This window comes from Streptomyces sp. NPDC058697, assembly GCF_042715345.1.
Classification (GTDB): Bacteria; Actinomycetota; Actinomycetes; order Streptomycetales; family Streptomycetaceae; genus Streptomyces; species Streptomyces liliifuscus.
In genome coordinates this window covers 707,656-731,457 of sequence record NZ_JBHXSU010000002.1, presented here as the reverse complement: position 1 = coordinate 731,457, position 23,802 = coordinate 707,656, and the positions used below count along the sequence as shown (strand labels likewise).

The following is a 23,802-nucleotide window of genomic DNA, read 5'->3' as shown; positions in this document are numbered from 1 at the left end:
TGTCTTGCCTTTCTGTTCTTGCGCCGGTCAGCGCGGCTGCTCGACGAACGGCAGGAGCTCGTTGCCGTAGCCGAAATCGAGGGGAAGGGCTATGCCGGGCCCCATGGGGGCGTGCACCAGGCCCTGGTCGTCCACATGGCGCTCTCGGACGACGTTCACCGAGGTCACCAGGGACTCGTAGTAGGTGGTGTTGGAGATGGCCATGCACAGGTGGTGGTTGGGAATGTCCGAACCGTGCACCTCGGCCCGCAGCCGGTAGGCGTCGGCGAGATGCGCGGTGCGCATGGCGCCGGTGATACCGCCCCGGAGTGTGGTGCCGGCCCGGACTCCGAAGGTGGCGGCACCGGCCCGGATGAAGTCCGCCGCGTTCATGTGCGCCCCGTCGGAGGTCTCGGCCACCAGAAGCGGTACGTCCACGGTCTCGGCGAGCCGCTGATAGGCCGAGATGCTGAACTCGCGGATCGGCTCCTCGTACCAGAGGTAGTCGGCCTCGGAGAGCGCCCGCCCCAGCCGGATCGCGTCGGGCAGGTCGAAGCCCGCCGACCCGTCGTACATGAGAGGGACGCTCGGACCGACGTGCTCGCGCAGGGCCAGGCACAGTTCCGCGTCACGGCGGGCGTCCCCCCAGGCATGCAGTTTGATGCCGCGATAGCCCAGGGCCAGGCACTGGTCCGCCACGTCGAGGAACTCCGCGGTACTGGAGAACGTCGAGGTGGACGCGTAGGCGGGGATGGCATCTCTGAAGCCGCCGAGCAGACGCCAGACCGGCTCGCCGTGGTAACGGCCGGCCAGGTCCCACAAGGCGATGTCGATGAGGCCCAGGGTGGGAAGCGGGAGTTCGTGGATACGGTCCAGCTCCCACACCCGGTGCCACAGCCATTCCCGCTGGAACGGGTCGGCTCCGACCAACTCCTCACGGAAGACCCGGTCCACCAGGTCCTGGAGGATGAAGTAGGCGCCCGGGCGAGCGAACACCGACACTCCCTCAGCACCCTCGTCCGTCCCGATGTGCAGGACCGCGCCGTCGCCCACCGGAGCGCTTCCGCTCAGCCCGTCGCGCCAGCGGAAGGGCGGACTGGCTGCCGGAACATCGATCCGGTGTACTTCGACATGGGTGATCTTCATCCTGGCTTTCGTCTTCTGTAGGGAAACGTTTTGTCTGGGAAGCCGGGTGCTCAGAAGCCGCCGTACGCCTGGAGCCCGTAGACGCTGCCGCCGTTCCCGCTGGAATCGGTGACGGTCAGGCGCAGGTGGCGTGCGGTGACGGGTTCGTCGGCGAAGGAGTAGACGGCCGACGACGAGGTGGCGTGGGAGGTGTGGTCCTCGAACACGGACCAGGTCGTGCCGTCGGTGGAGTACTCCAGGCGGTACTTGTAGCCGGCGGCCTTCTCGAAGGTCGTGACCACACTGGAGACCCTGGTGTCCTTGCCCAGGTCGACCTGGATCCAGGACGGATCGGGCAGGCCCGAGCCCTGCGCCCAGCGGGTGGAGAGATCCCCATCCACCGCCTTCTCGGGGGCGTGGTCGTTGGAGTACGACGACGAGGCGGTGACCGGCTTGTCCAGGGCCAGGTCGTGGTCGGCCGGAGTGGTGACAACAGCCGCCTTGCTCGGGTCGGAGGCGTTCAGCGCCTCGTCACGTGCCACGACGGTGAACGAGTACTCCGTGTCGGCGGTCAGGCCGGAGACCCGCAGTGTCGTTGCGTCGGTGACGCCGATCCGCTTGCCGTCCTTGTAGACGACGTAGCTGGTCACACCCTTGTCATCGGTGGCCGCGGACCAGCTGACATCCACCAGGCCGGGCAGCAACGGCTTGACCGTGGGCTGCCCGGGTGCCGTGGGGGCCGTATGGTCCGTGACGGTCCTAGGAGCGCCGTAGACCTGGAAGTCGTAGATGCTGCCGCCGTTCCAGCTGGAGCCGGTGACGGTCAGTCGTACGAAACGGCCCGCGACCGGATCGTCCGTGTGGGCGTAGTCGGTCGCCGCCGTGGTGTTCGCGGCGGTGCGGTCCACGAGTGTCTTCCAGTGGACCTCGTCGGGTGACACCTCGATGCGGTACTTGTACCCGCTCGCCTTTTCGAAGGTCGTGATCGCGCCGTTCACGTCGTACGACGCACCGAGGTCGACCTGGATCCAGGACGGGTCGGGCAGGCCCAGGCCCTGGGCCCAGCGGGTGGACAGGTCTCCGTCCACCGCCTTCTGAGGGGTGTTGGCCTCCGAGTACGACGAGGCGGTGACGGTCTTCTTGAGGGCGAGGTCCGTGCCCGAGGGCATGGTGACGTGCAGGGTCGGGCTGGGACGGGACTCGTTGCCGGCGGCGTCACGGGCGGTGATCTTGAAGGCGTACGTCTTTCCGGCGGTCAGGCCCGGAAGACGTACCGAGGTCTTGCCGGTGGCGCTGATCAGCTTGCCGTCGCGGTAGACGGAGTAGCCGGTGACCGCGGTGTTGTCGGTGGATGCCGTCCAGGTGAGGTCTGCCACCGTCGGGAAGTCGGTGACGGCGCTCGGAGTGCCGGGCTTGCTGGGCGCCTTGTGGTCCGTGGTGTCGGGGCCCGGGTCGAGGTGGCGGTAACTCGGTTGCAGGCCCGCATTGTTGATGATGGACGCCGGTAGTTGGGTGCAGGAGTCCACGGTGGTGTTGCCGCTGGTGGTGCTGCCCGTGCTGTTGGCCTGGGCGGAGTAGGCGGGCTGGGAGGTGAAGTTGCCCGTGGCGTTGATGTCCATGCCGTGGTTGAGGAACAGCCACTGGTAGGCGACGTCGCACAGGGCGTTACCCGTGTTCGTCCAGTACCGGCTGCCTTCGTCGTGGTAGATCGCGCCGTAGGCGGGCGACGGGATGCCGTGGATGTAGTTGCCGGACACCAGGCCGCCGGGGTTGGAGCTCAGCGTGTAGATGGCACCGCCGTCGGCCTGCGACTTCATGATGTCGTAGATCTCGTTGTCCGTGACCTTGGTGTCGCGGCTGGTCGTGGGGGTGTCCCAGATCGGTACGCTCAGGTTCCCCGGGGCGTAGTTGCTGTTGCCGCCCTGGTCGGTGAGGCCCCAGCCCCAGCCGACGGAGATGCCGGTGTAGGGCAGGTCGTAGACCTTGTTGTGGGTGATGGTGGTGCGGTCGGTGTAGCCGGCCAGGATGCCGACGGAACCGTTGTACTGGTCGGCGACCTTGGTGACCACGTTGTTGGCCACCATGGTGTTCTTGGTGATGTCCCGCGGGTCGTCGGGGTGGGCGTCGATCACCACAACTCCGCCGATCTGGATGCCGGTTGCGGCGATCTGGCGGAAGACGTTGCCCGTGATGTCGGTGCCCTGGGTGCCGGTGTTCAGGTTGAGTCCGACCGCGCCGAGATGGGTGAAGGTGTTGCCCTCGAAGGCGATGTCGTGGCCGTAGTTGACATTGACGGCACCCGGCGTCTTCTGCCACTTCAGGCGGGTCGTGTCGAAGTCGGGGTCGTTGCCGACCATCCGGAAACCGGCCTGGCCCTCGATGAGGCCCTCGGAGGAACTGGGCGCGAGCCAGGTGGAGTAGGAGAAGGTGATGCCCCGGAAGGAGACGTTGCTGACCGGGGCGGTCCTGGTGCCGTTGAGGTCCACCAGGTCCTGCACCAGCGGCACGGTGACGGTCGCGGTGGACAGGTTCTGGCCGGCCTTGGGCATGTAGTAGATCTCGCCCTTGCCCTTGTCCAGGTACCACTCACCGGGTGTGTCGAGGAGTTCGCGGGCGTTCTCCAGCCAGGTCGGGTTCTGGATCTCCTGACCCTGCTGGAGATGGGCGTTGTTCCAGCAGGGCTGCCGCATGGTCATCTTGTTGTCGGCGATCGACTGCACGGAACAGCGCATCAGCTTCCAGCCCCAGGAGCTGACGACCTCCAGGTCCGCGGGACGCTTGTAGGCGTTGAGACTGGAGTCGGTGAAGGTGTAGCCGGTGGACGTCTTGCTGAAGCCGGAGGGGTTCTTGCCGCTGCGTGCCCGGGTCGCCAACTCGCCGTTCACATAGAGCTGGCGGGTGTCGATGTCGCCCACCTTGGCCTTGTAGACCCCTCCTGCTCCGTCGGCCGGAACCCAGCCGGTGATCCGCTTGCCTCCGCTGATCACCGGGTGTGCGCCGGGGGCGGCCTCGTAGACGATTTTGTGTCCGTCGCGGCCGGAGTCCCGGCCGGTCAGCGCGAAGGTGCGGCTGAGCTGGTACGTACCGGACATGAGCCGGACACGGATGTCGCCTTTGGCCTTTTGCTTGACGTCGCGTACGTGGTCCCGCGCATGGTCGAGGGTCCTGAAGGGGTGTGCGGCGGTGCCGGAGCCCGCGTCCCGGCCGGTGGGAGAGACATAGACATAGAGGTCCGGCGACGGGGGAGCCGCCTGGGCCGGCGCGGCGGTCAGCAGGGCTGCCATCGCGGCCACCGAGAAGGCGGCCGTGAGACTTCTTCGCAGCGGCGCGAAGACGCGCCTGCGCGCAGACGGATGAGACACACGTATCCAATCGCCTGAGGGAGGTTGATACCTGGGAGTCCCGGTCGTCCACCGGGACTGTCAGGGCGTTGGGCGGCCCGATCGCCGTGCTGCGGCACATGCGGGGTCGGCCGGGTTACGGGGCTGCGGCCTTCGGGGTCGGCCGGTTTACGGGGCCGTGGCCTTCGGGGTCGGCTGGTGGAGCTTCGGTGCTGCCGCTCCGCTAGGGCCCCGGAGGTTCCTCAACGGCCGCGTGAGCGTCGGAACTGAACAGCCGGTCGCGAATCTTCTTCTCGAACTGGCTCTGTGTGGTGGCGATGTGTTCCACCATCAGCCGCTCGGCGAGATCGGCCGCCCCCGCGGCGACCGCCTCCGCTATGGCCACATGCTGGTGTGCGGCGACTTCCAGCGATCCGGGCACGTCACCGTGGAAGAGCAGCACGTCGGACTGGGATGCCAGGCGCCGCACGCCGGCGACGCTCGCCCTCAGAAACACGTTGTGCGAGGCGGCGCCCACCGAGTCGTGGAAGGCGGCGTCGGCCTTGGCGAAGGTGTCCACGTCGTTCATCGTGGCCGCTGTCAGGGAGCTCTCCGCGCTCTCCCGGATGGCCCGGACCTCGATCGGGGTGGCGTGGGAGGCGGCACGGCGTGCTGTCTCCGACTCGATCACCTTGCGGTAGTCCAGGAGCATGCGGACGTCTTCCATGCTGGTCGGCCGGAAGTGCGAGAGCTCGTCGTCCAGCAGCCCGCCGACCGAGGCGGCGACGAAGATACCGGCGCCTCGCCGCACATTGAGCCGACCGATGGCGGCCAGGACCTTCACGGCCTCCCGGGTCACGTTGCGGGATGCTCCCAGGATCTGAGCCAGGCCCTGTTCGGTGGGGAGGCGGTCGCCGGGCCGCAGGTTCTGCTCGGCGATGTAGTTCAGCAGTTGTTCCGCAACCAGTTCGTACCCCGGACGGTAGGGACGTGACGTCGCGTCATCTGCCGTGCCGGAAGCCTGTGTTGAGTCGCCCAAGGCGAGCCCCCTCTTGCACCACGGTCTTGCACCACGGATTAATCTGATTCATTGACGGTGGCCAATATGGCACTGCCGCCGCATGTTGGGAAGAGGTCGGACAGATTTCAGGCAGGAGTCCTGAAGAGACCCCATCAAAACGCAATGAACTACGCACTCCTGTCAGGGTGTTACGCCGAATGGATCCCATCCTTGAGGCCCTGCCTGCCAGATGAAGCAGATCCTTCCCGGAGGTGCCGGGTGGGTCAGTCGCCCAGCACTCTGCGCAGATAGGCGTTGGTGAAGCGCCGGTCGGGGTCGAGCCGGTCGCGCAGTGCCGTGAACTCGTCGAAGCCGGGGTAGGCGTCCGCGAAGTAAGCGGCGTCCCGGGTATGGAGCTTGCCCCAGTGCGGGCGTCCCTCGTGGGCGACGAAGATGCGCTCCGCTTCCGCGAAGTACCGCCGGTACGGCATGCCCCGGTAGACGTGTACGGCGATATAGGCGCTGTCACGTCCGGATGCGGTGGAGAGGGTGATGTCGTCGGCCGGCGTGGTGCGGACCTCGACCGGGAAGCTGATGCGCAGATCGGAGCGCTCGATCATGGCCTTGAGTTCGCGGAGGGTGTTGAGGACGGCCTCGCGCGGGACTGCGTACTCCATCTCGATCATCCGGACGCGGCGCGGGCTGGTGAAGACCTTGTACGGGATGTCCGTGTAGGACCTGGCCGACAGGCCCCGGCTGGTGATCCGCGCGATCGCCGGGACGGTGGCGGGGATGGTGCGGCAGACGGAATTGAGTGCCTGGAAGACGTTGTTGGCGAGGAACTCGTCCTCGAACCATGTCTTGAGCCGGCCCAGCGGGGCGTGGGGGCCGACGGTTCGATTGTTGCGCAGGGTGGTGCAGTTGTCCGTGTGCGGGAACCAGTAGAACTCGAAGTGGTCGTTGTGCGCGTGGAGTTCGTCGAAAGCTGCCGTCACCGTGTCGAACGTCATCGGTTCCTCGTGAGAGGCGAGGAGGAAGAGCGGCTCGACGGCGAAGGTGAGGGCGCTGACGACACCCAGAGCGCCGAGTCCGACGCGCGCCGCGGCGAACACCTCCGGGTTCTGCGTCGCGGAGCATGTCAGCAGCGAGCCGTCCGCCGTCACCAGTTCCAGGCCATGGATCTGCGCCGCGATCGCACCCGACGCGCGGCCCGTGCCGTGGGTTCCCGTGCTGGTGGCTCCGGCCACGGTCTGTTCCATGATGTCGCCCATGTTCGTGAGCGACAGGCCCTGTTGGGCCAGGGCCATGTTCAACGTCTTGAGCTGAGTACCCGCCTCGACGGTGACGGTGCCGGCCTTCGGGTCGATCGCACGGATGCCGCCGAGTCGGTCGGGGCGAATCAGTACGCCGTCCGTTGCGGCGGCGGTGGAGAAGGAGTGGCCGCTGCCCACCGCTTTCACGGGCAGACCGTCCTCGGCCGCCTGGCGAACGACGGCGCGGAGCTCCTCCACCGAGGCGGGGGAGACGACTCTGGCCGGGCGGGCGGTGACGTTCCCGGCCCAGTTCCGCCAGGTGTCCGGCTTCGGGTCCGGCTTCGGATTCGCTCTGTGCCGGGGCGCGTTGGAGGGGAGCGTGTCCACGGCTTTCCTTCCTTCCAGTGGATCCAACTGACCGATCTAGCGGATCTATTTGACGGACCGGACGCGGTACACGAGCAGAACTCCCACGGTCGCGGCCACGCCAACGCAGGAGAACAGGAGCGGATAGCCGCGGTCGGAGGTGATGATGAAACTGGCGATCAGAGGAGCCAGCGAGGGCGGGACGACCGCGGCGATGTTCATGATGCCGAGGTCCTGGGCCCGGCTCTCGGCGTCGGGCAGGACCTGGGTGATCAGCGCCTGGTCGACGGCCATGTACGCACCGAAACCCGCGCCCATGACGGCTGACGCCACAAGCGTGACGCCCAGGTTGGGAAAGCTCGCCAGGAGGAAACCCGAGGTCGCCTGGAGCAGCGCCGCCAGCGCGACGAAGATCCGCCGTCTGCCGAGGCGGTCGGACAGCACTCCGGCGACGGAGCTGGCCAGGACGCCGGCCACGAGGTAGAGGGCCGTACAGGCGAGCAGGCTGCCGGCCGGATCGGGGACCTTCAGGTCGTCGGTCAGGAAGTAGAGGGTGTAGCAGACGCCCAGGGAGTTCGCCAGGTTGACCAGGAGCCGCCCGCCGAACGCCCAGGCGAAGTCGCGGTTCCTGAGCGAGCGGCCCATGGAGATGAGCAGCGTACGCAGATTCAGCGCGGGCTCGGCGTCGTACGAGGTGTCACGGAAGCGCGCGAGGAACGGCACGGTACAGACGATCAGCAGGGCCGCGATGACGAGGTAGCCGCTCGCGGGGGACAGCGCGAATACGGAGACGAGGGCGATGCCGGTCACCACGCCGAGGGCCTGGGGGCCGTAGATCGCGCTGGACACCAGCCCGCGCTGGCCGACGGGGACGCGGTCGGCGATCATGGCGGTCAGCCCGGCGGTGGCGGCGCTGAGACCGAGCATGCTCGCCGACCACGCGAGGGTCATGCCCGTCACCGTCGTCTGTTCCCCGGTGATCGCGAGCCCCGCCGCGAACCACAGCGCGCCGCCCGCGAGCCAGAGCCTTCTGCGTCCGAAGCGGCTTCGGGAGCGGTCGCAGAGTGCCCCGCACACCGGTAGGGCGAGCAACGAGACCAGTCCGGCGAGGGCGTTGACGACGGCGAAACTGTGGACCTTGGACGTCGGATCGATGATCTCCAGCTGCTGGGGCAGCAGCAGTTGAAGGGGTACGAGACTCGCCATCCAGAACCCGAACCAGACCAGGCCGAACAAGGTGATCCAGGCACGGGAGACCTGCTCGGTCGGCGCATGGCCGGCGTCTGACGGGATGGCCTTTGCCGCGGCGGCTGCCGGCACCGGCACCGGGGCCTGAGCGTGGAACTCGGTGGACATACGGCCTCCGGGGGCGGAAACGGGCCTGTTCAGGAACGGGTTGCAGGAAGCACGGGTTACAGGAAGGCGTGTCCCTCGCCCCGGTAGGTCGCGACCTCGTCGATGATCTCCGTGCCCGACACCAGGTGAAGTGTGTTGACGCGTTCGCACAGTTCGCCGGCCTTGGCGTGCCGGAACCACACGTGGTCGCCGAGCCGCATCCCGTGCGCGGCGGCGCCCAGGACCGGAGTCTGGACCTCGCCGGCCCCTTCCCGTGGATTCGTACGCAGCCCGCGCGGCCAGGCCAGAGTGGGCTGGCGGTCGAGGCCGGTCGGGCCGGAGGCGATCCAGCCGCCGCCGAGCACGGTGGCGATCCTGGCGTCCGGGCGGCGTACGACGGACATGACGAAGAAGGCCGCGGGCAGGGGGCGGAAGCGCCGGTAGAAGTCGAAGAGTCCGGGCCCGTAGAGCCCCGATCCGGCGCCGATCTCGGTGATGACGTGTTCGGCGGAGGTCTGCTCGATGGAGCCCGTACCGCCGCCGTTGACGAATTCCAGCGGGGCCACCGCTTCGACGGCGGCTACGACCGCCGCGCGCCGGTCGGCCAGTTCGGCGGCGGAGAGGCGCTGCATGGCGCGGATGGCGGCCCGCCTGAGCAGCGAACCGGGCTGGTTGTCGCCCAGTCCGGCGATCTGGCCCTCGTAGGACATGAGCCCGGCCAGCCGGAATCCGCGTCGGTCCTGGATGGCACGGGTGAGTCCGGCGGCCTGCCGGGGGGAGTGCACCGGCGAGCGGTACGGGCCCAGGTGGAGACGGCCTCCGGCCAGTTCCAGTGAGGCGTCCAGGTCGATGCAGACGCGGATGTCGGGGCGGGAGGCGCCCACCACCTCGTCGACGAAGTCCAGCTGGCCGATCGAGTCGATCATGAGGGTGATGCGGGACGCCGCGCGCTCGTCCGAGGCGAGCCGCTTCAGCGCGGTGCGGTCCGTCGTCGGATACCCGATCACCACGTCCTCGTGATCCTCGGCCAGCCACAGGGCCTCGGGCAGGGTGAAGGCGAGGATTCCCCGATACCCCTCACGCCGGGCGGCACGACCGATCAGCTCGCGGCTGCGGACCGACTTGCTGGCCAGACGGATGGTCGCCCGGCCCGCCGCCCGGTGTGCCAGTTCCGCGGCGTTGGCGTCGAAGGCGTCCAGGTCCACGACGGCGAACGGCGGGTCCAGGTGCTCGGTCGCCCTGTTCAGCTGGATCATCCGGGCCTCGTTCGGCCCGGCGGCAGCGGATATGGCCCTCTTCGCGTCCGGGTTTCTCGCGTCCGCGTTTCTCATGTCCGGTCGGGACGTCGTGTGCGTATTCATATCCGCACCCTTTCTGGGAGGTCTTTGCGGAAGCGGGTAGGGGAAGCCCTCTCAGTTCCCGGAGGCCGGGACTCCCTGAGCAGAGCGCAGTTTGTCCCGTCGGCGTCGGCCTTGGGCCTCGACGATGGGAATGGCGCGGCGCATCAGCCGGGGGAAGACTCCGACGATCCGCTGGAAGCGTCCGGCGAGCGGCGGGAACACCACTTCGACCGGCTTGGCGGTCATGGCGTCGACGACCGCCTTGGCGATCTGCTCCGGGGCGTAGGACTTCTCCGCGAAGGCGATGGCGGCGGAGGGGTCGGCCATCTCCTGGTCGAGCATGCCGGTGCGGGTGGATGGCGGATGCACGATCGTGAAGTCCAGCGGTCGGTCGCGTTCCTCGATCGCGACGCTGTGGTGAAAGGCCCGAAGGCCGTGCTTCGTGGCGCCGTAGGTGGCGTAGCCGGGCAGCGGCAGGAACGACGTCATGCTGCAGACGGTGATGATGTGACCGTGGCCTTGCGCTGTCATGCGCTCCAGCGCCGTACAGACCCCCGTGATTGTGCCCAGCAGGTTGATCTCGACGATGTCGCGGTGCTGCTGGGGACGGAGATCGCGGGCGAGTCCGGTGTGGGTGATGCCGGCGTTGTTGACCAGTACGTCGACGACCCCGAATCGCGCCTGAGCCGCGTCGAAGGCCCTGCTCCAGTCCGCGGGACTGCGAATGTCCAGGGTGTGTGCGGCGGCCCGCTCGCCCAGGGAGTGGGCTCGGGCCAGGACGGCCTCTTCGTCCACGTCGGTCAGCAGGACGCGATGGCCGCGCGTGATCGCCAGCTCCGCGATGGCGGCTCCGATGCCGCCTCCGGCGCCGGTCACGAGAAGGACCTTGCCTTCTTCGGAGGGTCTGGCGGGCTTGGAGGGCCTGGATGGTTCGGATGGTTGAGACATGGCCTCAGATTCTCCTGGTCATCTGTCCAAGTCAATTGTTCAAGTGGAGTTCTCCTGGATTGTTACCCAGGGGCGGAGGTAGGGGCAGAGGCTTACAGCTGCACCATCTCGATGCGGCCGCCGTTGAGCTCGGCGGCGCGGACGGGGTCGTCCGTCGGGACGGTGGCGGCGAAGAGGGTGCGCCCGTCGTGTCCGGCCATCAGGCAGCTCAAGGTGTTCTGGCTCGTGGCGACCCGGTCCAGGACCCGGCCACCGTGGGCGACGCGCACACACTCACCTCGAAGAGCGTTCGCGACCCAGATGGACGTGCCGTCGGCGTCCCACGCGATGCCGTCCGGTGCGATCGGGGACGAGGAGCGCTTCGAGACGGCCGGGTGGTCGAGCAGTGCCGAGATCCTGCGCGTGATGCGGCCGACCGTCCTCGGGTGGTTCACCAGACGCCACAGGAGCGGCGAGATCAGGGGCGCCCACGGCTCTGGGCGCGTCAGGGAGCCGTCGGGGTTCCTGGAGAAGGCGGTAAGCCGCATGGCCAGGGTCTCGGCCACGATCACGCTCCTGCCGTCGGCGGAGAGCAGGGTCCCGTTCGGGAAGAGCAGGGGATCCGTCAGCCCGAGCAGGCTCCCGTTCGGCGCCAGGCAGGCGATCGGGGCCCTCGGGGGGCCGGGCGGCGCGTAGAGCATGGAGTTCGGGTGCTCGCGGGAGTGGGCGTGGTAGTCGAAGCCGAAGTTGCCCACATAGGCGCGCCCCTCGGGGTCGACGAGCATGTCGTTGACCGGGCCGCCGACGATGTGGCGCAGATCGGCGTGTTCGACCAGTTCGCCCCCGGCCTCCAGGCGGTGGACGCGGCCCCCGTCCATGGATACGACGAGCAGGCGGCCGTCGGGAAGCCAGCCGAGCCCGCCGGCCCGGCCGGGGACCTCGATCACTGTCTCCGGCTCCGCGGTGCCGTCCCATCTGTGCACTGTCCCGTGTGCGAGATCCGAGAACCACAGGGCTCCCTGGTGCCAGCGCAGGGACTCGGGAACGCCCAGGCCGCTCAGTGCGACCGATGCCGTCCTCTTCGTCCGACCGTTCATCCGACCGCTCCTTCGCGTCTACTTGGACGCTCGTACAAGACGCTTGACTTGTACGACTGACCGTCTCATTCTGAGTGAAGAGAAGTCAACGTTCCGGTGGGGAGTTTCCGTGGCTCAGAATCAAGCGCTCATGACAGGCGGCCCCCCGACGGCCGCACGCATCGCGGTGGACAACCCCGCCACCGGAGCGGTGGTCGGCGAGGTGTCCGACACGTCCGCGGAAGAGGTGGCGCAGGCGGTGGAGCGCGCCCGGCGGGCGCAGAAGGGCTGGGCCGGGCTGGACACCCGTGCCCGCGCCGAGTTCTTCGCGCGGGGCCGCCGCTGGCTCCTGGCCCACCGGGAAGAGATCGCCGACCTCATCGTCGAGGAGAACGGCAAGGCGGAGGAGGACGCGATCGTCGAGATCGTCTACTGCGCCAGTGCCTTCGCCTACTGGGCGAAGCATGCCCGCGGCCTGCTCGCCACCACGAAAGTCCGCTCCCTCTCGCCGTTCGTCCTCGGCCGCGGCATGTACACGCGGCGGGTGCCGCGAGGTGTCGTCGGAGTCATCGGCCCGTGGAACAACCCGTTGCTCAACTCCTTCGGAGATGCCATCCCCGCCCTCGCCGCGGGCAACGCGGTCGTCCTGAAGCCCTCCGAACAGACGCCCCTGACCGCGCTGTTGATGGAGCGCATGGCCCGTGAGTGCGGCTGGCCCGAGGACGTCTTCCAGGTCGTCACCGGCGCGGGGGCCACCGGCAGCGCGGTCGTGGACACCGTCGACTTCGTGATGTTCACCGGCTCGACCAGGACCGGCCGCCTGGTCGCGGCCCGTGCGGGCGAGCGTCTCATCCCCTGCTCACTGGAGCTGGGCGGCAAGGACGCCCTGGTCGTCCTCGCCGACGCCTCCCTGGAGCGGGCCGTCAGCGTCACGATCCAGGGGGCTCTGTCCAACGGGGGCCAGATGTGCACCTCGGTGGAGCGGGTCTACGTCGAGGAGCCGGTGTACGACGCGTACATCGCCCTGCTGCATGAACGGTTCGAGCAGGTCACCTCGGGCAGGCCGGCCGGGCTCGGCAGCGTCGACGTCGGTGCCGTCACCTTCCCTCCCCAGCTGGCGGTCATCAAGGACCATGTCGGCGACGCGGTGAGCAAGGGCGCCCGCGTACTCGTCGGAGGGCAGGCCTCCGACGGACCCGGCCGGTTCTTCGCACCCACGCTGCTCGTCGACGTCGACCACAGCATGAAGTGCATGCGCGAGGAGACCTTCGGCCCCACTCTGCCCGTGATGAAGGTCGCCGACGCCGAGGAGGCACTCCGGCTGGTCAATGACAGCCAGTACGGGCTGCAGGCCTCGATCATCGGGTCGGACATGAAGCGCGCCCGCCGCCTCGCCGAACGGTTCGAGGCCGGCTGCGTCACCATCAACGACGCCCAGACCAACTACATGGCCCTCGGTCTGCCCATGGGCGGCTGGAAGGAATCGGGCCTCGGCGTCCGCCATGGGGCCGAGGGATTCCTCAAGTACACGAGGCTCCAGGCCATCAGCGCGAACCGGTTCCCGATGCGCCGCGACATGCACATGATCCCGTACGAGCCCTCGGCGTACCGGTTCATCCTCCGCCTGGTGGACGTCATGTACGGCGCCGGCGTGCGCGGTCTGCGCGGCCGTGCCAAGTAGCGGTTCGCGTCCCGCTGTTCACCCACCTGCCAGACCTTCGAGAGGCCAGACCATGACCACGACACCCGAGATGTCCACGATTCCCGAGGCGCCCGCGACGCCCGCGCACGCCTCCGTCGCCACCCTGCCCGAAGGCGTCTCCCTGCCGCTGCCCCAGCAGAACCTGAGCTTCGAGCAGGAGCGCGAGGTGCGCAAGCAGGAACTCGCCGCCGCCTTCCGGCTGTTCGCCCGCTTCGGCTTCTCCGAGGGCGTGGCCGGACACATCACGGCCCGTGACCCCGAGAACCCGTCGGCCTTCTGGGTCAACCCCTTCGGCATGTCGTTCAGCCAGATCAGCGTCTCCGACCTGATCCTCGTCGACCACGACGGCACGCTCCTGGAAGGCAGGCGCCCGGTGAACAACGCCGCGTTCTGCATCCACTCCGAGGTGCACCGGGCCAGGCCGGACGTGGTCGCGGCGGCGCACACCCACTCCGTGCACGGCAAGGCGTTCTCCAGCCTCGGCGTCCCGCTGCAGCCGATCACCCAGGACGCCTGCGCCTTCTACGAGGACCACGGCATCTACTCGGACTACCGGGGCGTGGTGAACGACACCGAGGAGGGCCGGCGCATCGGCGTGGCCCTGGGCGACGGCAAGGCGGTCGTCTTGCGGAACCACGGACTGCTCACGGTCGGGTCGTCCGTCGCCGAGGCGGCCTGGTACTTCATCACGATGGAGCGTTCCTGCCAGGCCCAGCTGCTGGCCATGGCCGCCAGAGAGCCGCATCTCATCGATGGCGAGACGGCACGGATGGTCCGCGACCAGATCTCCGGTGCGCTGCCGGGCTGGTTTCAGTTCCGCCCGCTCTGGGATCAGATCACCGCGGAAGAGCCCGATCTGTTCCAGTAGGCGAGTCCAGCGGTGACCGCGACGGCGACTACGACGCCGGGCTCCGCTCTGCTGCCGGCCGCGGTCGCTCGCGGGCCAGCGTCAAGAGGTGGTCGCCCGTCAGCCGCAGGACCTCGCGACTGTGCTCGCTGTCCCGGTCGACCAGCCAGTTCAGGGTGACGCCGTCAAGTACCGCGTTGAGGTAGCGGGCCAGTACCGGAACGGGCACGGCCCACTCGATGTCCGCGCCCTTGGCGGCCTCCTCCAGGAGTTCCTGGTGGACTTCCCGGTAGTGCTGGTACTGACGTCGGGCCAGGTCCTCGAACCCGGCCTGGCGCAGGGCGTAGTGCGTCAGTTCATAGCTGACCTGGTGTTCTCCCGGACTGAGCTCGACCGTGCCCCAGAAGGCGCTCAGGCTCTTGGTGATACGCGATTCGAGGTCGCCCTCTCCCTCGAACGTCTTCCGGGCTGCGGCCACCGTGCTGTCGGTGAAGCGGGTGAGGACTTCCTGAAGCAGTTCTTCGCGCGACTTGAAGCAGTAGTGGAAGACGCCCAGCGGCATTTTGGCCTCGTTGACGATCGCGCGCGTGGTCGCCTTCGTGACTCCGTCGCGGATCATCACCCGAAACCCCGCCGCGATCAGCTCCTCGCGCCGGTCCTTCGCTGCCATACGAGACATCTGGCTCGCTTCCTGCTTCGAGAACGGAATGGGTGTCCCTCTCAGCTTATCGCAGCGTCTTGGACGGTCGACCAACATCTGGCGGCAACGGCAACGGCAACGGCAACGGCAACGGCAACGGCAACGGGTCCGGCATCCGTTCCGGGTCGGGCAGTGCCGTGGCTGCGTCCACTGCCCGACCCGGGGTTCTCAGGCCCCGGCCACGAGTTCGGGGTGCTCGTGCTCGCAGGTGTCGTCGATGCCGTAGGTGTCCCAGGCGGGGAACGGGTCGCCGGTCGGCAGGCGCTCGCCGTCGGCGAGGAGGCAGTCGGTCAGCGCGGAGTGGAGAGCATCGGCGTGCAGATGCGTGCCGATGAAGACGAGTTCCTGGCCGCTCGGTCCGTCGGTGTCGCGGGCGGCGGAGGGCTCGAAGCGGGCGACGGAGCCGGCCTGCGACCACAGGCCCGTCACATGCGGGCGGCTCGCGAGGGTGAAGAAGCCTTTGGAGCGCAGGATCTGCCCGAAGGCACCACTGTCGAGTTCTCCGGTGACGAACGACCACAACCGGCCCGGGTGGAACGGTGCTTCGGAGCGGAAGACGGTCGAGGAGATGCCGTACTCCTCGGTCTCGGGGACATGGTCGCCGTTGAGCTCCATGACCCAGCCCGGTGCCTGCTGGGCGCGATCGAGGTCGAACAGTCCGGTGCCGAGCACCGCGCCCAGCTCGACCCGGCCATGGACGGCGGGGACGATCCGGGCAACGGGGTTGAGGCGGCTGAGCGTTGCCCGGAGCCGGGCCGCGGCATCCTCGTCGACGAGATCGAGTTTGTTGAGCACGATGACGTCGGCGAACTCGATCTGGTCCATCAGCAGGTCGCTGACCGTGCGTTCGTCGTCCTCGTACTGGTCCAGGCCCCGATCGACGAGTTCGTCGCCCTTGGTCAGCTCGGGCAGGAAGTTCGCCGCGTCGACGACGGTGACCATGGTGTCGAGGCGAGCGAGGTCGCCGAGGGTGGCGCCGTCGTCACGGGCGAAGGCGAACGTGGCGGCGACCGGCATCGGTTCCGAGATGCCGCTGGACTCGATGAGGAGGTAGTCGAAGCGGCCCTCGCGGGCCAGCCGGTCGATCTCCTCCAGCAGATCGTCGCGCAGGGTGCAGCAGATGCAGCCGTTGGTCATCTCGACCAGTCGTTCCTCGGTCCGCGACAGGGCGGCTTCACCGCCGCGCACCAGGGCGGCGTCGATGTTGATCTCGCTCATGTCGTTGACGATGACCGCGACGCGCAGGCCTTCGCGGTTCCCCAGGACGTGGTTGAGCAGGGTGGTCTTGCCCGCGCCGAGGAATCCGGACAGGACGGTCACGGGCAGTCGGTCGAACCTCATGTCCGGTCAGCCTTCGGGGCGCAGCAGCCCGCGCTCGTACGCCTTGACCAGCCGCTGGGGCACGAGTTGGGCGACCCCGTCGACCGTGACCGGCACGAGTTGCGAGGTCGCCGCCTTCCACTGAGCGCGGCGGTGACGGGTGTTGCTGCGGGACATCTTCCGCTTGGGAACGGCCATGTCGGTCCTCCTTGGTGGGCGAGCACGACCGACGCTATATGAAAATGGATCCCATTAGCAATTGATGCAAGCCTTGTGACGTGCGGGTACTGCACCGAACCCCTTCGAGGGTGTCGCGCGGCCGGTTGCCGAGGGCTATCCGTTGACCGCCATCACGGTCTTGCGGCCCGCGCAGGCATACCAGCCGCGGGTGTCGGCCGCGAGGGCGGTGACGGGAGCGGGGGCTGTACGGGTGTGTGTTTCGGTCAGGCCCTTCGCGGTCGTCCGCAGTGCCGCGCAGGTACGGCCCGCTGCCGCGTACACGGTGGCGCCGTCCGGTGCGACGGCGGGCGGGCACTGGGCGGTGCCGGTGTCCTCGAACTGCTTTGCCCGGCCGCGGGATTGGCCCGTGCGCGGATCGAGAGCGGTGAGCGTACGGCCGTCCTTCCAGTGCAGCAGCAGTCCACCCGCGACGACGGGGACGTGGACGCCGCCGGGGCGCCGGGTCCAGCAGGCATCGACGCCGAGCGCGGGCGTGCTCCAGTTCAGGCGTGCGTCGTCGAGGCCGAAGCCGTGCAGGGTGGAGCCGGTCAGGAGGAGGCCGGCGGTGCCGGTGCGGGCGAGAGCCGTGGCACCGCGTGCGATCTCGGCTTTCAGAGCGCGGGCGGCAATCCGGTCTCCGCTGCGGGCGTCGACGATATGCAGCATGCCCTTCTCGGTGAGCAGCGCGAACCGGTCCGGGGGCAGTGCGCCCACGGCCGTCACGGTGTCGCCCTTGCCCAACTCCCGGTAGGTCCACAGCTCTTCGCCCTCCCCCGCACCCACGCAGGTCGGATGGGCGAGCTCGTCGGTGAGCAGGAGTGCGTCGCCGACGACGGCGGGCCGGCGCCACTCGGTGAACTGCTTGCGGCGCCACAGTTCGGTGCCGGTGGTGAGTGAGACGGCGCGCAGCACGTCCACGTCGCGGACGACCATGACGGTGCCGGTGGGCGCATACCACTGCTGGGTGGGATCCGGCGCCGCCGCCTGAGGAAGGGCCTTGCCTGTGCTGATGGCGGTGGGGGTGAGGCCGATGCCGCCCGCGAGGAGCAGCCCGTCGTCGGTGACGCCCCAGTCGTCCGGGACATCGTCAGAGGTCTCGGACGCCCAGCGTTGACGGCCCGTCGAGGCGGTACGCAGCTGCGTCGAGCCGGCGCTGGTGATTGTTCCTTCGAGCCCGTGCAGGACGAGCCCGGCCGACGTGGCGAGCAGGGCGTCCACCCGGCCGGCGCCGGCGCTCAGCCGCCAGCGGATCGCGCCGGAGGCGGCCGTGCCCCCGGTCACCTTCCAGGGGTCCGGATCGTCGTCCTGGGTGCTGCCGCCGCCCTGTGCCACCGCATAGCCGAACAGGCCGACGAGGCCGGCGCCGCCGACTGAGAGGGCGGCGCGGCGGGACAACTCGCCCCGCCGGGAGGGGGAGGGGGCTGGGCTCGGCAGCGGGACGGTGGGAGCCGGCGTCGGCTCCGGGCCGGGGTGCGGCGTCGGCTCGGCGTCGGCAATCAGGGAACGCAGCGGCTCGTCGCGCCACCAGGCCGACGGGTGGGCGGGTGTGACCGTTAGGAGGAGTACCGCGGCGGCATCGGGGCGGTTGCCGGGGGACTTGTCGAGGCAGGCGTCGATCAGGTCCTTCAAGCCCGACTCCACGGGTACGCCGTCGAGTTCGGGCTCTTCGTGGACGATCCGGTAGAGCAGCGCGGGCACGGAGGCCGCGCCGAACGCGTCCCGGCCCGTCGCCGCGAACGCGAGCACCGCGCCCAGCGCGAAGATGTCCGTCGCCGAGGTCACCGCCGGGCCGTCGACAATCTGCTCCGGGGACATGTACCCGGGGGTGCCGATCATCCCACCGGTCTCCGTCAGGGCCCGGTCGTCCGGGGCGCGGGCGATGCCGAAGTCGATGACACGGGGGCCGTCCCGGGTGACCAGGATGTTCGACGGCTTCAGATCGCGGTGGACGAGGCCGGCCGCGTGGATGTCGCGCAACGCCTCGGCGAGGGCGGCGGCGAGGGCGCGTACGGCCGGTGCGGACAGGGGGCCGGTAGCCGCGACGGCGCGGCGCAGGGTCACTCCGGGCAGAAAGGCGGTGGCCAGCCAGGGGAGCCGGGCGTCGGGGTCGGCGTCCAGGACGGCGGCCGTGTAGGCGCCGGTGACCCTGCGGGCGGCGGAGGCCTCGCGGCGGAAGCGTTCCCTGTAGTGCGGGTCCGCGGCCAGGTGCTCGTGGATGGTCTTGATGGCGGTGAGACGGCCGCCCGGAGAGCGGGCGAGGTAGACCTGGCCCATGCCTCCGGCGCCGAGCCGGCCGATCAGGTGGTGCCGGCCCAGCTGTCTGGGGTCCTCGGGGAGAAGGGCGGTGGTCATGCGCTGGCCTCCTGTGAGCCTTTCCTTCGCCGTCGGGGGTGGTGGTCGGTGGGCGGGTGCTCCTCCCGTCGTGCCTGCTCGCGCGGACCGGCCCGGCTCACGGGCCGCGGAACGTCTGCAGCGTCGTGCCGGTGCACACGTGGATCAATCCGTCGCCCGCCGCCCCGTACGACGCCGTGGTCAGGCCGTCCACCGGGACGGCCCAGCGCAGTCTGCCCGTGGCGGCAGCCAGGGCGTGGATGCCCCACGCGGACGTGCCCGCGGACGTGGCGGAGACGCCCGGCCGGGGGCCCGCCGCGTAGACCACACTGCCGTCCGCCAGCGGGCGGCCGTCGGTGGTGGTGAGCGCGTGGACGTCGTCGCGCCACCAACGCCGGTCGCCGTCGGCCGCGTCCAGTGCGCCCAGGCCGTCGGCCGTGGCGGCCACGACGAGTTCGTCGTCGGCCAGTGGTGCCACCCTCGCTCGCACCAGGGGCCGGGTCCACCTCGCCTTCCCGGTGGCCAGGTTCACCTGGCGCACCGACGTCCGCGTCGCGTAGTAGCGGGTTCCCCGCGCCCCCGGATACACCTCGGGCATGGCCGAGCCGTCGGGAATGCTGAACTCCTCCTCGCCCGAGCGCTCATGGAGCACGTACAGGGGGCCGGTTGCCTCGGTCGCCGTGGCCAGGGCGAACCGGCCGCCCGCCGCGTTCAGCGCCGTCACCTGCGCCGACGCACCGTCTTCGAACCACAGCGGGGCACCCGTCGGCAGGTCGAAGCCGTACGCCCGCCAGCGCTGCTTCAGGTTTGTGCGCCGTGCCCAGAACGTGTCGTACTCGGCGAACGTGGCCAGGCATGCCGTGCGCCGCGTGACGGCGAGCAGCGTCTCGCTGCCGTCGGGGGAGCCGAAGCCATAAGGGCGGTGCGGGTTTGATTCCAGGGCACCCGTGCGCCACCGCTCCGTGCCGCCGGCCGCGTCGATCGCCACGATCCCGGGGGAGGAGACATCCGCCCCGCGGTAGGTGACGTACACCGTGTCGCCGTGGGGCAGGACGGCGGACGCGTCCTCGAACTCCCAGGCCACGGCGCCGGTGTTCGCGTCGAGTCGGCGGGCTGTGCCGTCGACTCGTACGTAGAGGGCGTCGGCCGTACGGGTCAGGGTGCCGCCGTATTCGAGGGCGCCCACCTCGCGGGTCCACAGCGGGGTGCCGGAGCGCCAGGACGAGGTGACCGGCTGCCGCCGCGTGCTCGGCTCGTCCCCCAGGAGGGCGATGGTCGCCGCCGTCGCCGCCGCGGCGGTCGTGACGGCGGCGCCCGCCCACGCGAACACGCGTCTGCGCGACGGACCCGCCGGGGTCGCCGGGGTCTGCGGCGGGTCGATGTGGGTGGCGCCTTCCCCGTCGGCGTCGGCCGACGCGGCGATCCGGCGCGCGACGGCCTCCTCGTGGCCGTCGATCAGGGCGGTCACCTCCGGCCGCTCCCACCACGGCTGTTCGGCCGCGCGGGCGGCGCACCAGTCCAGGATCTCCGCCGCGGTGGGGCGCCGGTTCGGCCCCTTCGACAGACAGCGGGTCAAGAAGGCGGTCCACTCCTCGTCCGGCACGCCGGCGAGGTCCGGTTCATCGTGCAGCGTCCGGTACACGATCTGTGGTGCCGTACCCCCGCCGTGCGGATTGCGGCCCGTCGCCGCCAGCGCGAGAAGCGCCCCGAGCGCGAACACGTCACAGGGGGCGGCGGGTTCGCTCTCGTTCGTGATCTGCTCGGGTGCCATGAAGCCGACCGAGCCGAGCATGTCCCCGCTCCCGGTCAGGGCCTCGTCCGACGGGCCCGAGCCAGGTCTGTCACCGAGCGCCTTCGCGATACCGAAGTCGATGACGCGCGGGCCCTGGCCGGTGACCAGGACATTCGCCGGCTTCAGGTCGCGATGCACCAGGCCCGCCGTGTGGATCGCGGTGAGCGCCTCGGCGAGAGCGGCACCGAGGGAGGCGAGGTCGCCGGCTGCCAGTGGCCCGTACCCGGCCACGGCCTCCGACAGGGTGGGGCCCGCGCAGTACTCGACGGCCAGCCACGGCAACGGGGCCTGTGGCTCCGCGTCGAGCACGGCCGCTGTGAACGGCCCGGTCAGGGCTCGCGCCGCCTGCACCTCACGCCGCAGCCGCTCCCGGAACATCGGCTCGGCGGCGAGGTGCGCATGCATCACCTTGACCACGACGAGCCGCCCCGACCCCGAACGGGCCAGATACGCACGGCCCATGCCACCCGCCCCGAGCAGCGCGAGCGTCCGGTACTCCCCGAACTCGAACCGGCCCATCGGCCCCCCTGCCTGTACGCCCCGTGCGCCGATGATCCATGCGACGCCTGTACGGCTCCAGAGGTTCCCGGGAACCCGAACCGTGCCAGGAACGGCCTGAAGAGGAAGCTGCTTGGGTTACCGACCGCCGGTAACCGAGTGTGCTCCGATGCCTGGTGCGCAGACCACTCTCGCTGAGCGGGACGTACGCCCCCTGACGACCGTGGCCCGTGAACTCGGCCCCCTCCTCGACGCGGCGGGCAGGGCCGCCTGACCCGCCGCTCTCAGGCCGTCTTCGCAGGCCCCGTGGGGTGGTTCATCGCGCGGCCGGGCGGAAGGACGTCAAGAAGGTGTTGAGGGCCTGCTGGTTGGCGGGAGTGTTCCAGTCGTCGGCCGGGGTCGTCCACCTGATGGAGTAGCCGAGGTCGGTGTCGACCAGGAGGGCACGGGCGAGTGTGCGCGTGCGGTCGGGGTCGCCGTCGGCGAACCATTCCAGGTCGGCCTTCCGTCCACCGGAACCGTCCACGCCACGGATGTCGCCGATGCGGTCGAAGCCGGGAGTGAGGCGCCGCAACTGAGGCTCGGCGTCGCGCCAGACGGTGACGGCGTCGGACGAGGAGACCCTGCCGAAGGTGACCCTCAGTACGCGCGGGTCACCCGAGGCGCCGAACGTGACACTGAAGGCGTTGTCCGGCCGTCCGGTGTCCTTGATGCGCCCCCAGTCCGAGGGAAGTTGGACCGAGAATCCCTCCGGCGCGTCATAGCGCTTGGTGGCGGGCGGTGCCGTCTTCCCGGTGGAAGCGGTGGGGGAGGGAGCGGCGGGCGCGCCCGGGTCCGATGCGCCGGCCGAGGCGCCGCCGGTCGGGTCCGCGGAGGGGCGAGCAGGCGTGGAAGCCGCAGGCGGCGGCGCGGCGGCGGAACCGGACGCGGTGGGTACGGGGCCGGAGGCGTCGGGTGTGTCCGAGGCCGGTCTGCTGTTTACGGCGAGCACGACCGGGATGGCCACGACGGCCAGCGCGGAACCGACGATGGCGAGGACGATGGGCCGCTTCCTGCGCCAGGCCCGGTCCGCCCCCGGCAGGCTCCCGTACGCGCCGCGCAGCCTGAACATGTGTGACTGTTCGGCCGAGTCCTCGCTGACCATGCGGCTCAGTGCCTTGCGCAGTACCGGTTCGGTGAGCCGTTCGTTCGGGTTCTCGCGGAGCAGCCCGTGAATGGTCTGGCGCAGCCGGCCGGTGTGGACGTCGTCCCCCGAGGATCTTTCCCCTCCTCCCTCGGTCCCTTCTCCCGCGTATACCTGAGCGAAGCTCGAATTGCCTTCGGCGCGCCCCGGGTTCGGAGCGGGCGGGCGGCCCTCGATCATGGTGTGCAGCAGCGCGCCCAGGGCCCACAGATCCGTCGAGGGATCGATCGCCTCACCGCGGATCTGTTCCGGAGAGGCGTACGAGGGTGCGGTCGCCCTCAAGGACCGGGTCGCTCCGGTCAGGCCGAATCCCGTGACCACGACCCCGCCGTCCGCCTTGACGAAGACCTGGTCGGGACCGAGGTCGCCGTGTGTGACGCCCAGGCGGTGCGCGGCCGCGAGTACATCGAGGATCTGCAGGCCGATGCGGACCGCCCGGGGCTGGTTGAACGGCCCACGCCGGTCCAGGAGTTCGCTCAGGGACCGGCCTTCGATCGGTTCCATGACGGTCCACAGCCGGCCGTCCTGCTCGGTGACGTCGAGGACGGTGGCCACCTGGCCGGGGGCGGCGGCCTCCAGGTCCGCGGTCTCCCGCAGTACCCGGGCCGTGGTCTGCCGGGGTGTCTCCTCGCGGAGGACCGCGGGCAGCCGTGCCTCCGCCAGGAACACCAGTCGGCCGGATGCCATGTCCTGGCCGTGCCAGCCGACCCGGAATTCCTCTCGGTGCACGATCTGGAGCGGTCGGTACCTCCCGGCGATCAACTCGTTTGTGGAGGCCTGCGCTTCTGCCATGCTGATCCTTCACTGCGCCCGTGGGTTGCACCTTGGCCATGAGTACGAAGGCAATGCCGGTGAGTGTTCAATCAGGGGTGATTGCGCTTTCCGGCAATGCGGCGCGTCGATGCTCCGAGGCCGGGCTGTGTTCGGCCAACTGGCCTCAGGCGAACAGGATTTGGGGCAGGACTCGGCTCAGGTGAACACGCAGTTCGTCGGCGGACCTTTCCGCGAGCCTGCCCACTTTGACGATGTAGCGGGTGAACGTCGCACCGACGGCGGCGTCAGTGCGCGGCGCCGCCGAAACCGAACTCGTTGCCGTCCGGGTCGTGGTAGGTGATCTTGCGCATGCCTTCCGCATAGGTCTCGCGGCTCGTGGGCTCCAGACCCCGGTCGGCGATCTGTGCGACACGGGTGTCGAGGTCGTCGACGAGGACGGTGTGCACGGCGTTTCCGGCCCGGCCGGGCCGCTGCACGATGTACACGTACCGGTGTTCCGCCAGTTCCCATACGGCTTCCGTGTCGTGCGGGAAGAACGTCGGCGGGGTGCCCAGGAGTCGCTCGTACCAGGGCAGCGCCGTTGCGTAGTCGTTGACGGGGATGCCTGCGAAGAAGTCGAGGGGCATGCCGTCATGGTAGGCACGGCGCCTCCGGTGCCCGCGGATACCGCGCTGCCGGGGGACGAGGATGGGTGCCGTTCCCGATGCGCGGTCGT

At 69.6% G+C, this 23,802-nt stretch carries 17 protein-coding genes; 2 read left to right on the top strand and 15 right to left on the bottom strand.

All coding sequences use genetic code 11. From position 1 onward, the window contains the following. Positions 1 to 27: 27 nt before the first annotated feature. The 8 genes from ACFWXQ_RS07770 to ACFWXQ_RS07735 form a co-directional block, all read right to left on the bottom strand. Positions 28 to 1,125 carry an enolase C-terminal domain-like protein gene (locus ACFWXQ_RS07770; protein ID WP_383938208.1) on the bottom strand — a complete coding sequence of 366 codons (1,098 nt, stop codon included), beginning with the start codon at positions 1,123 to 1,125 and terminating at the stop codon, positions 28 to 30. 50 nt (positions 1,126 to 1,175) lie between these two features. Beyond that, positions 1,176 to 4,388 (bottom strand): discoidin domain-containing protein, encoded by a 3,213-nt coding sequence (locus ACFWXQ_RS07765; protein WP_383938264.1) that lies wholly within the window; start codon positions 4,386 to 4,388, stop codon positions 1,176 to 1,178. Between the two features lie 280 nt (positions 4,389 to 4,668). Then, a complete protein-coding gene (locus ACFWXQ_RS07760; protein ID WP_384089404.1) occupies positions 4,669 to 5,463 on the bottom strand; it encodes a FadR/GntR family transcriptional regulator in 795 nt (264 codons plus the stop codon). A gap of 245 nt (positions 5,464 to 5,708) precedes the next feature. Further along, a complete protein-coding gene (locus ACFWXQ_RS07755; RefSeq protein WP_383938214.1) occupies positions 5,709 to 7,064 on the bottom strand; it encodes a D-arabinono-1,4-lactone oxidase in 1,356 nt (451 codons plus the stop codon). Between the two features lie 45 nt (positions 7,065 to 7,109). Further along, positions 7,110 to 8,399: an MFS transporter gene (locus ACFWXQ_RS07750; protein ID WP_383938217.1), complete on the bottom strand. Its 1,290-nt coding sequence runs from the start codon at positions 8,397 to 8,399 to the stop codon at positions 7,110 to 7,112. Positions 8,400 to 8,455: 56 nt separating this feature from the next. Next, the gene (locus tag ACFWXQ_RS07745) at positions 8,456 to 9,709 is read right to left on the bottom strand and encodes an amino acid deaminase/aldolase (RefSeq protein ID WP_383938220.1); all 1,254 of its coding nucleotides are present in this window, start codon (positions 9,707 to 9,709) and stop codon (positions 8,456 to 8,458) included. Positions 9,710 to 9,790: 81 nt separating this feature from the next. Then, complete coding sequence (locus ACFWXQ_RS07740; protein ID WP_383938224.1) at positions 9,791 to 10,594, bottom strand: SDR family NAD(P)-dependent oxidoreductase; 804 nt, start codon at positions 10,592 to 10,594, stop codon at positions 9,791 to 9,793. 164 nt (positions 10,595 to 10,758) lie between these two features. Next, the gene (locus ACFWXQ_RS07735) at positions 10,759 to 11,742 is read right to left on the bottom strand and encodes an SMP-30/gluconolactonase/LRE family protein (protein ID WP_383938227.1); all 984 of its coding nucleotides are present in this window, start codon (positions 11,740 to 11,742) and stop codon (positions 10,759 to 10,761) included. Between the two features lie 130 nt (positions 11,743 to 11,872). Between ACFWXQ_RS07735 and ACFWXQ_RS07730 the strand changes: the two genes are divergently transcribed. Beyond that, on the top strand, positions 11,873 to 13,402 hold the full coding sequence (locus ACFWXQ_RS07730) for an aldehyde dehydrogenase family protein (protein ID WP_386267771.1): 1,530 nt from the start codon (positions 11,873 to 11,875) through the stop codon (positions 13,400 to 13,402). A 70-nt stretch (positions 13,403 to 13,472) separates the two neighbouring features. Then, positions 13,473 to 14,291, top strand: coding sequence for a class II aldolase/adducin family protein (locus ACFWXQ_RS07725; RefSeq protein WP_383938267.1), 819 nt, complete (start codon positions 13,473 to 13,475; stop codon positions 14,289 to 14,291). Positions 14,292 to 14,319: 28 nt separating this feature from the next. Here ACFWXQ_RS07725 and ACFWXQ_RS07720 read toward each other — a convergent pair whose 3' ends face one another. The 7 genes from ACFWXQ_RS07720 to ACFWXQ_RS07690 form a co-directional block, all read right to left on the bottom strand. Further along, positions 14,320 to 14,949 (bottom strand): TetR/AcrR family transcriptional regulator, encoded by a 630-nt coding sequence (locus ACFWXQ_RS07720; RefSeq protein WP_383938233.1) that lies wholly within the window; start codon positions 14,947 to 14,949, stop codon positions 14,320 to 14,322. 189 nt (positions 14,950 to 15,138) lie between these two features. Next, positions 15,139 to 16,311 carry a GTP-binding protein gene (locus ACFWXQ_RS07715; protein ID WP_383938236.1) on the bottom strand — a complete coding sequence of 391 codons (1,173 nt, stop codon included), beginning with the start codon at positions 16,309 to 16,311 and terminating at the stop codon, positions 15,139 to 15,141. A gap of 6 nt (positions 16,312 to 16,317) precedes the next feature. Continuing rightward, entirely contained in the window at positions 16,318 to 16,488 is a 171-nt protein-coding gene (rpmF, locus tag ACFWXQ_RS07710; protein ID WP_359730005.1) for a 50S ribosomal protein L32, read from the bottom strand. A 135-nt stretch (positions 16,489 to 16,623) separates the two neighbouring features. Further along, positions 16,624 to 18,861, bottom strand: coding sequence for a protein kinase (locus tag ACFWXQ_RS07705; RefSeq protein WP_383938240.1), 2,238 nt, complete (start codon positions 18,859 to 18,861; stop codon positions 16,624 to 16,626). 97 nt (positions 18,862 to 18,958) lie between these two features. Next, positions 18,959 to 21,151 (bottom strand): protein kinase, encoded by a 2,193-nt coding sequence (locus tag ACFWXQ_RS07700; protein WP_383938244.1) that lies wholly within the window; start codon positions 21,149 to 21,151, stop codon positions 18,959 to 18,961. Positions 21,152 to 21,446: 295 nt separating this feature from the next. Continuing rightward, entirely contained in the window at positions 21,447 to 23,105 is a 1,659-nt protein-coding gene (locus ACFWXQ_RS07695; RefSeq protein WP_383938247.1) for a serine/threonine protein kinase, read from the bottom strand. 266 nt (positions 23,106 to 23,371) lie between these two features. After that, entirely contained in the window at positions 23,372 to 23,713 is a 342-nt protein-coding gene (locus ACFWXQ_RS07690; RefSeq protein WP_383938249.1) for a VOC family protein, read from the bottom strand. Positions 23,714 to 23,802 lie beyond the last annotated feature (89 nt).

Bases quoted from the DNA above. Each gene is read 5' to 3' on its own strand.
- ACFWXQ_RS07770 (WP_383938208.1), bottom strand. From the start codon at position 1,125: ATGAAGATCACCCATGTCGAAGTACACCGGATCGATGTTCCGGCAGCC.
- ACFWXQ_RS07765 (WP_383938264.1), bottom strand. From the start codon at position 4,388: ATGGCAGCCCTGCTGACCGCCGCGCCGGCCCAGGCGGCTCCCCCGTCG.
- ACFWXQ_RS07750 (WP_383938217.1), bottom strand. From the start codon at position 8,399: ATGTCCACCGAGTTCCACGCTCAGGCCCCGGTGCCGGTGCCGGCAGCC.
- ACFWXQ_RS07745 (WP_383938220.1), bottom strand. From the start codon at position 9,709: ATGAGAAACGCGGACGCGAGAAACCCGGACGCGAAGAGGGCCATATCC.
- ACFWXQ_RS07735 (WP_383938227.1), bottom strand. From the start codon at position 11,742: ATGAACGGTCGGACGAAGAGGACGGCATCGGTCGCACTGAGCGGCCTG.
- ACFWXQ_RS07730 (WP_386267771.1), top strand. From the start codon at position 11,873: ATGACAGGCGGCCCCCCGACGGCCGCACGCATCGCGGTGGACAACCCC.
- ACFWXQ_RS07725 (WP_383938267.1), top strand. From the start codon at position 13,473: ATGTCCACGATTCCCGAGGCGCCCGCGACGCCCGCGCACGCCTCCGTC.
- ACFWXQ_RS07720 (WP_383938233.1), bottom strand. From the start codon at position 14,949: ATGTCTCGTATGGCAGCGAAGGACCGGCGCGAGGAGCTGATCGCGGCG.
- ACFWXQ_RS07715 (WP_383938236.1), bottom strand. From the start codon at position 16,311: ATGAGGTTCGACCGACTGCCCGTGACCGTCCTGTCCGGATTCCTCGGC.
- rpmF (WP_359730005.1), bottom strand. From the start codon at position 16,488: ATGGCCGTTCCCAAGCGGAAGATGTCCCGCAGCAACACCCGTCACCGC.
- ACFWXQ_RS07705 (WP_383938240.1), bottom strand. From the start codon at position 18,861: ATGACCACCGCCCTTCTCCCCGAGGACCCCAGACAGCTGGGCCGGCAC.
- ACFWXQ_RS07700 (WP_383938244.1), bottom strand. From the start codon at position 21,151: ATGGGCCGGTTCGAGTTCGGGGAGTACCGGACGCTCGCGCTGCTCGGG.
- ACFWXQ_RS07695 (WP_383938247.1), bottom strand. From the start codon at position 23,105: ATGGCAGAAGCGCAGGCCTCCACAAACGAGTTGATCGCCGGGAGGTAC.
- ACFWXQ_RS07690 (WP_383938249.1), bottom strand. From the start codon at position 23,713: ATGCCCCTCGACTTCTTCGCAGGCATCCCCGTCAACGACTACGCAACG.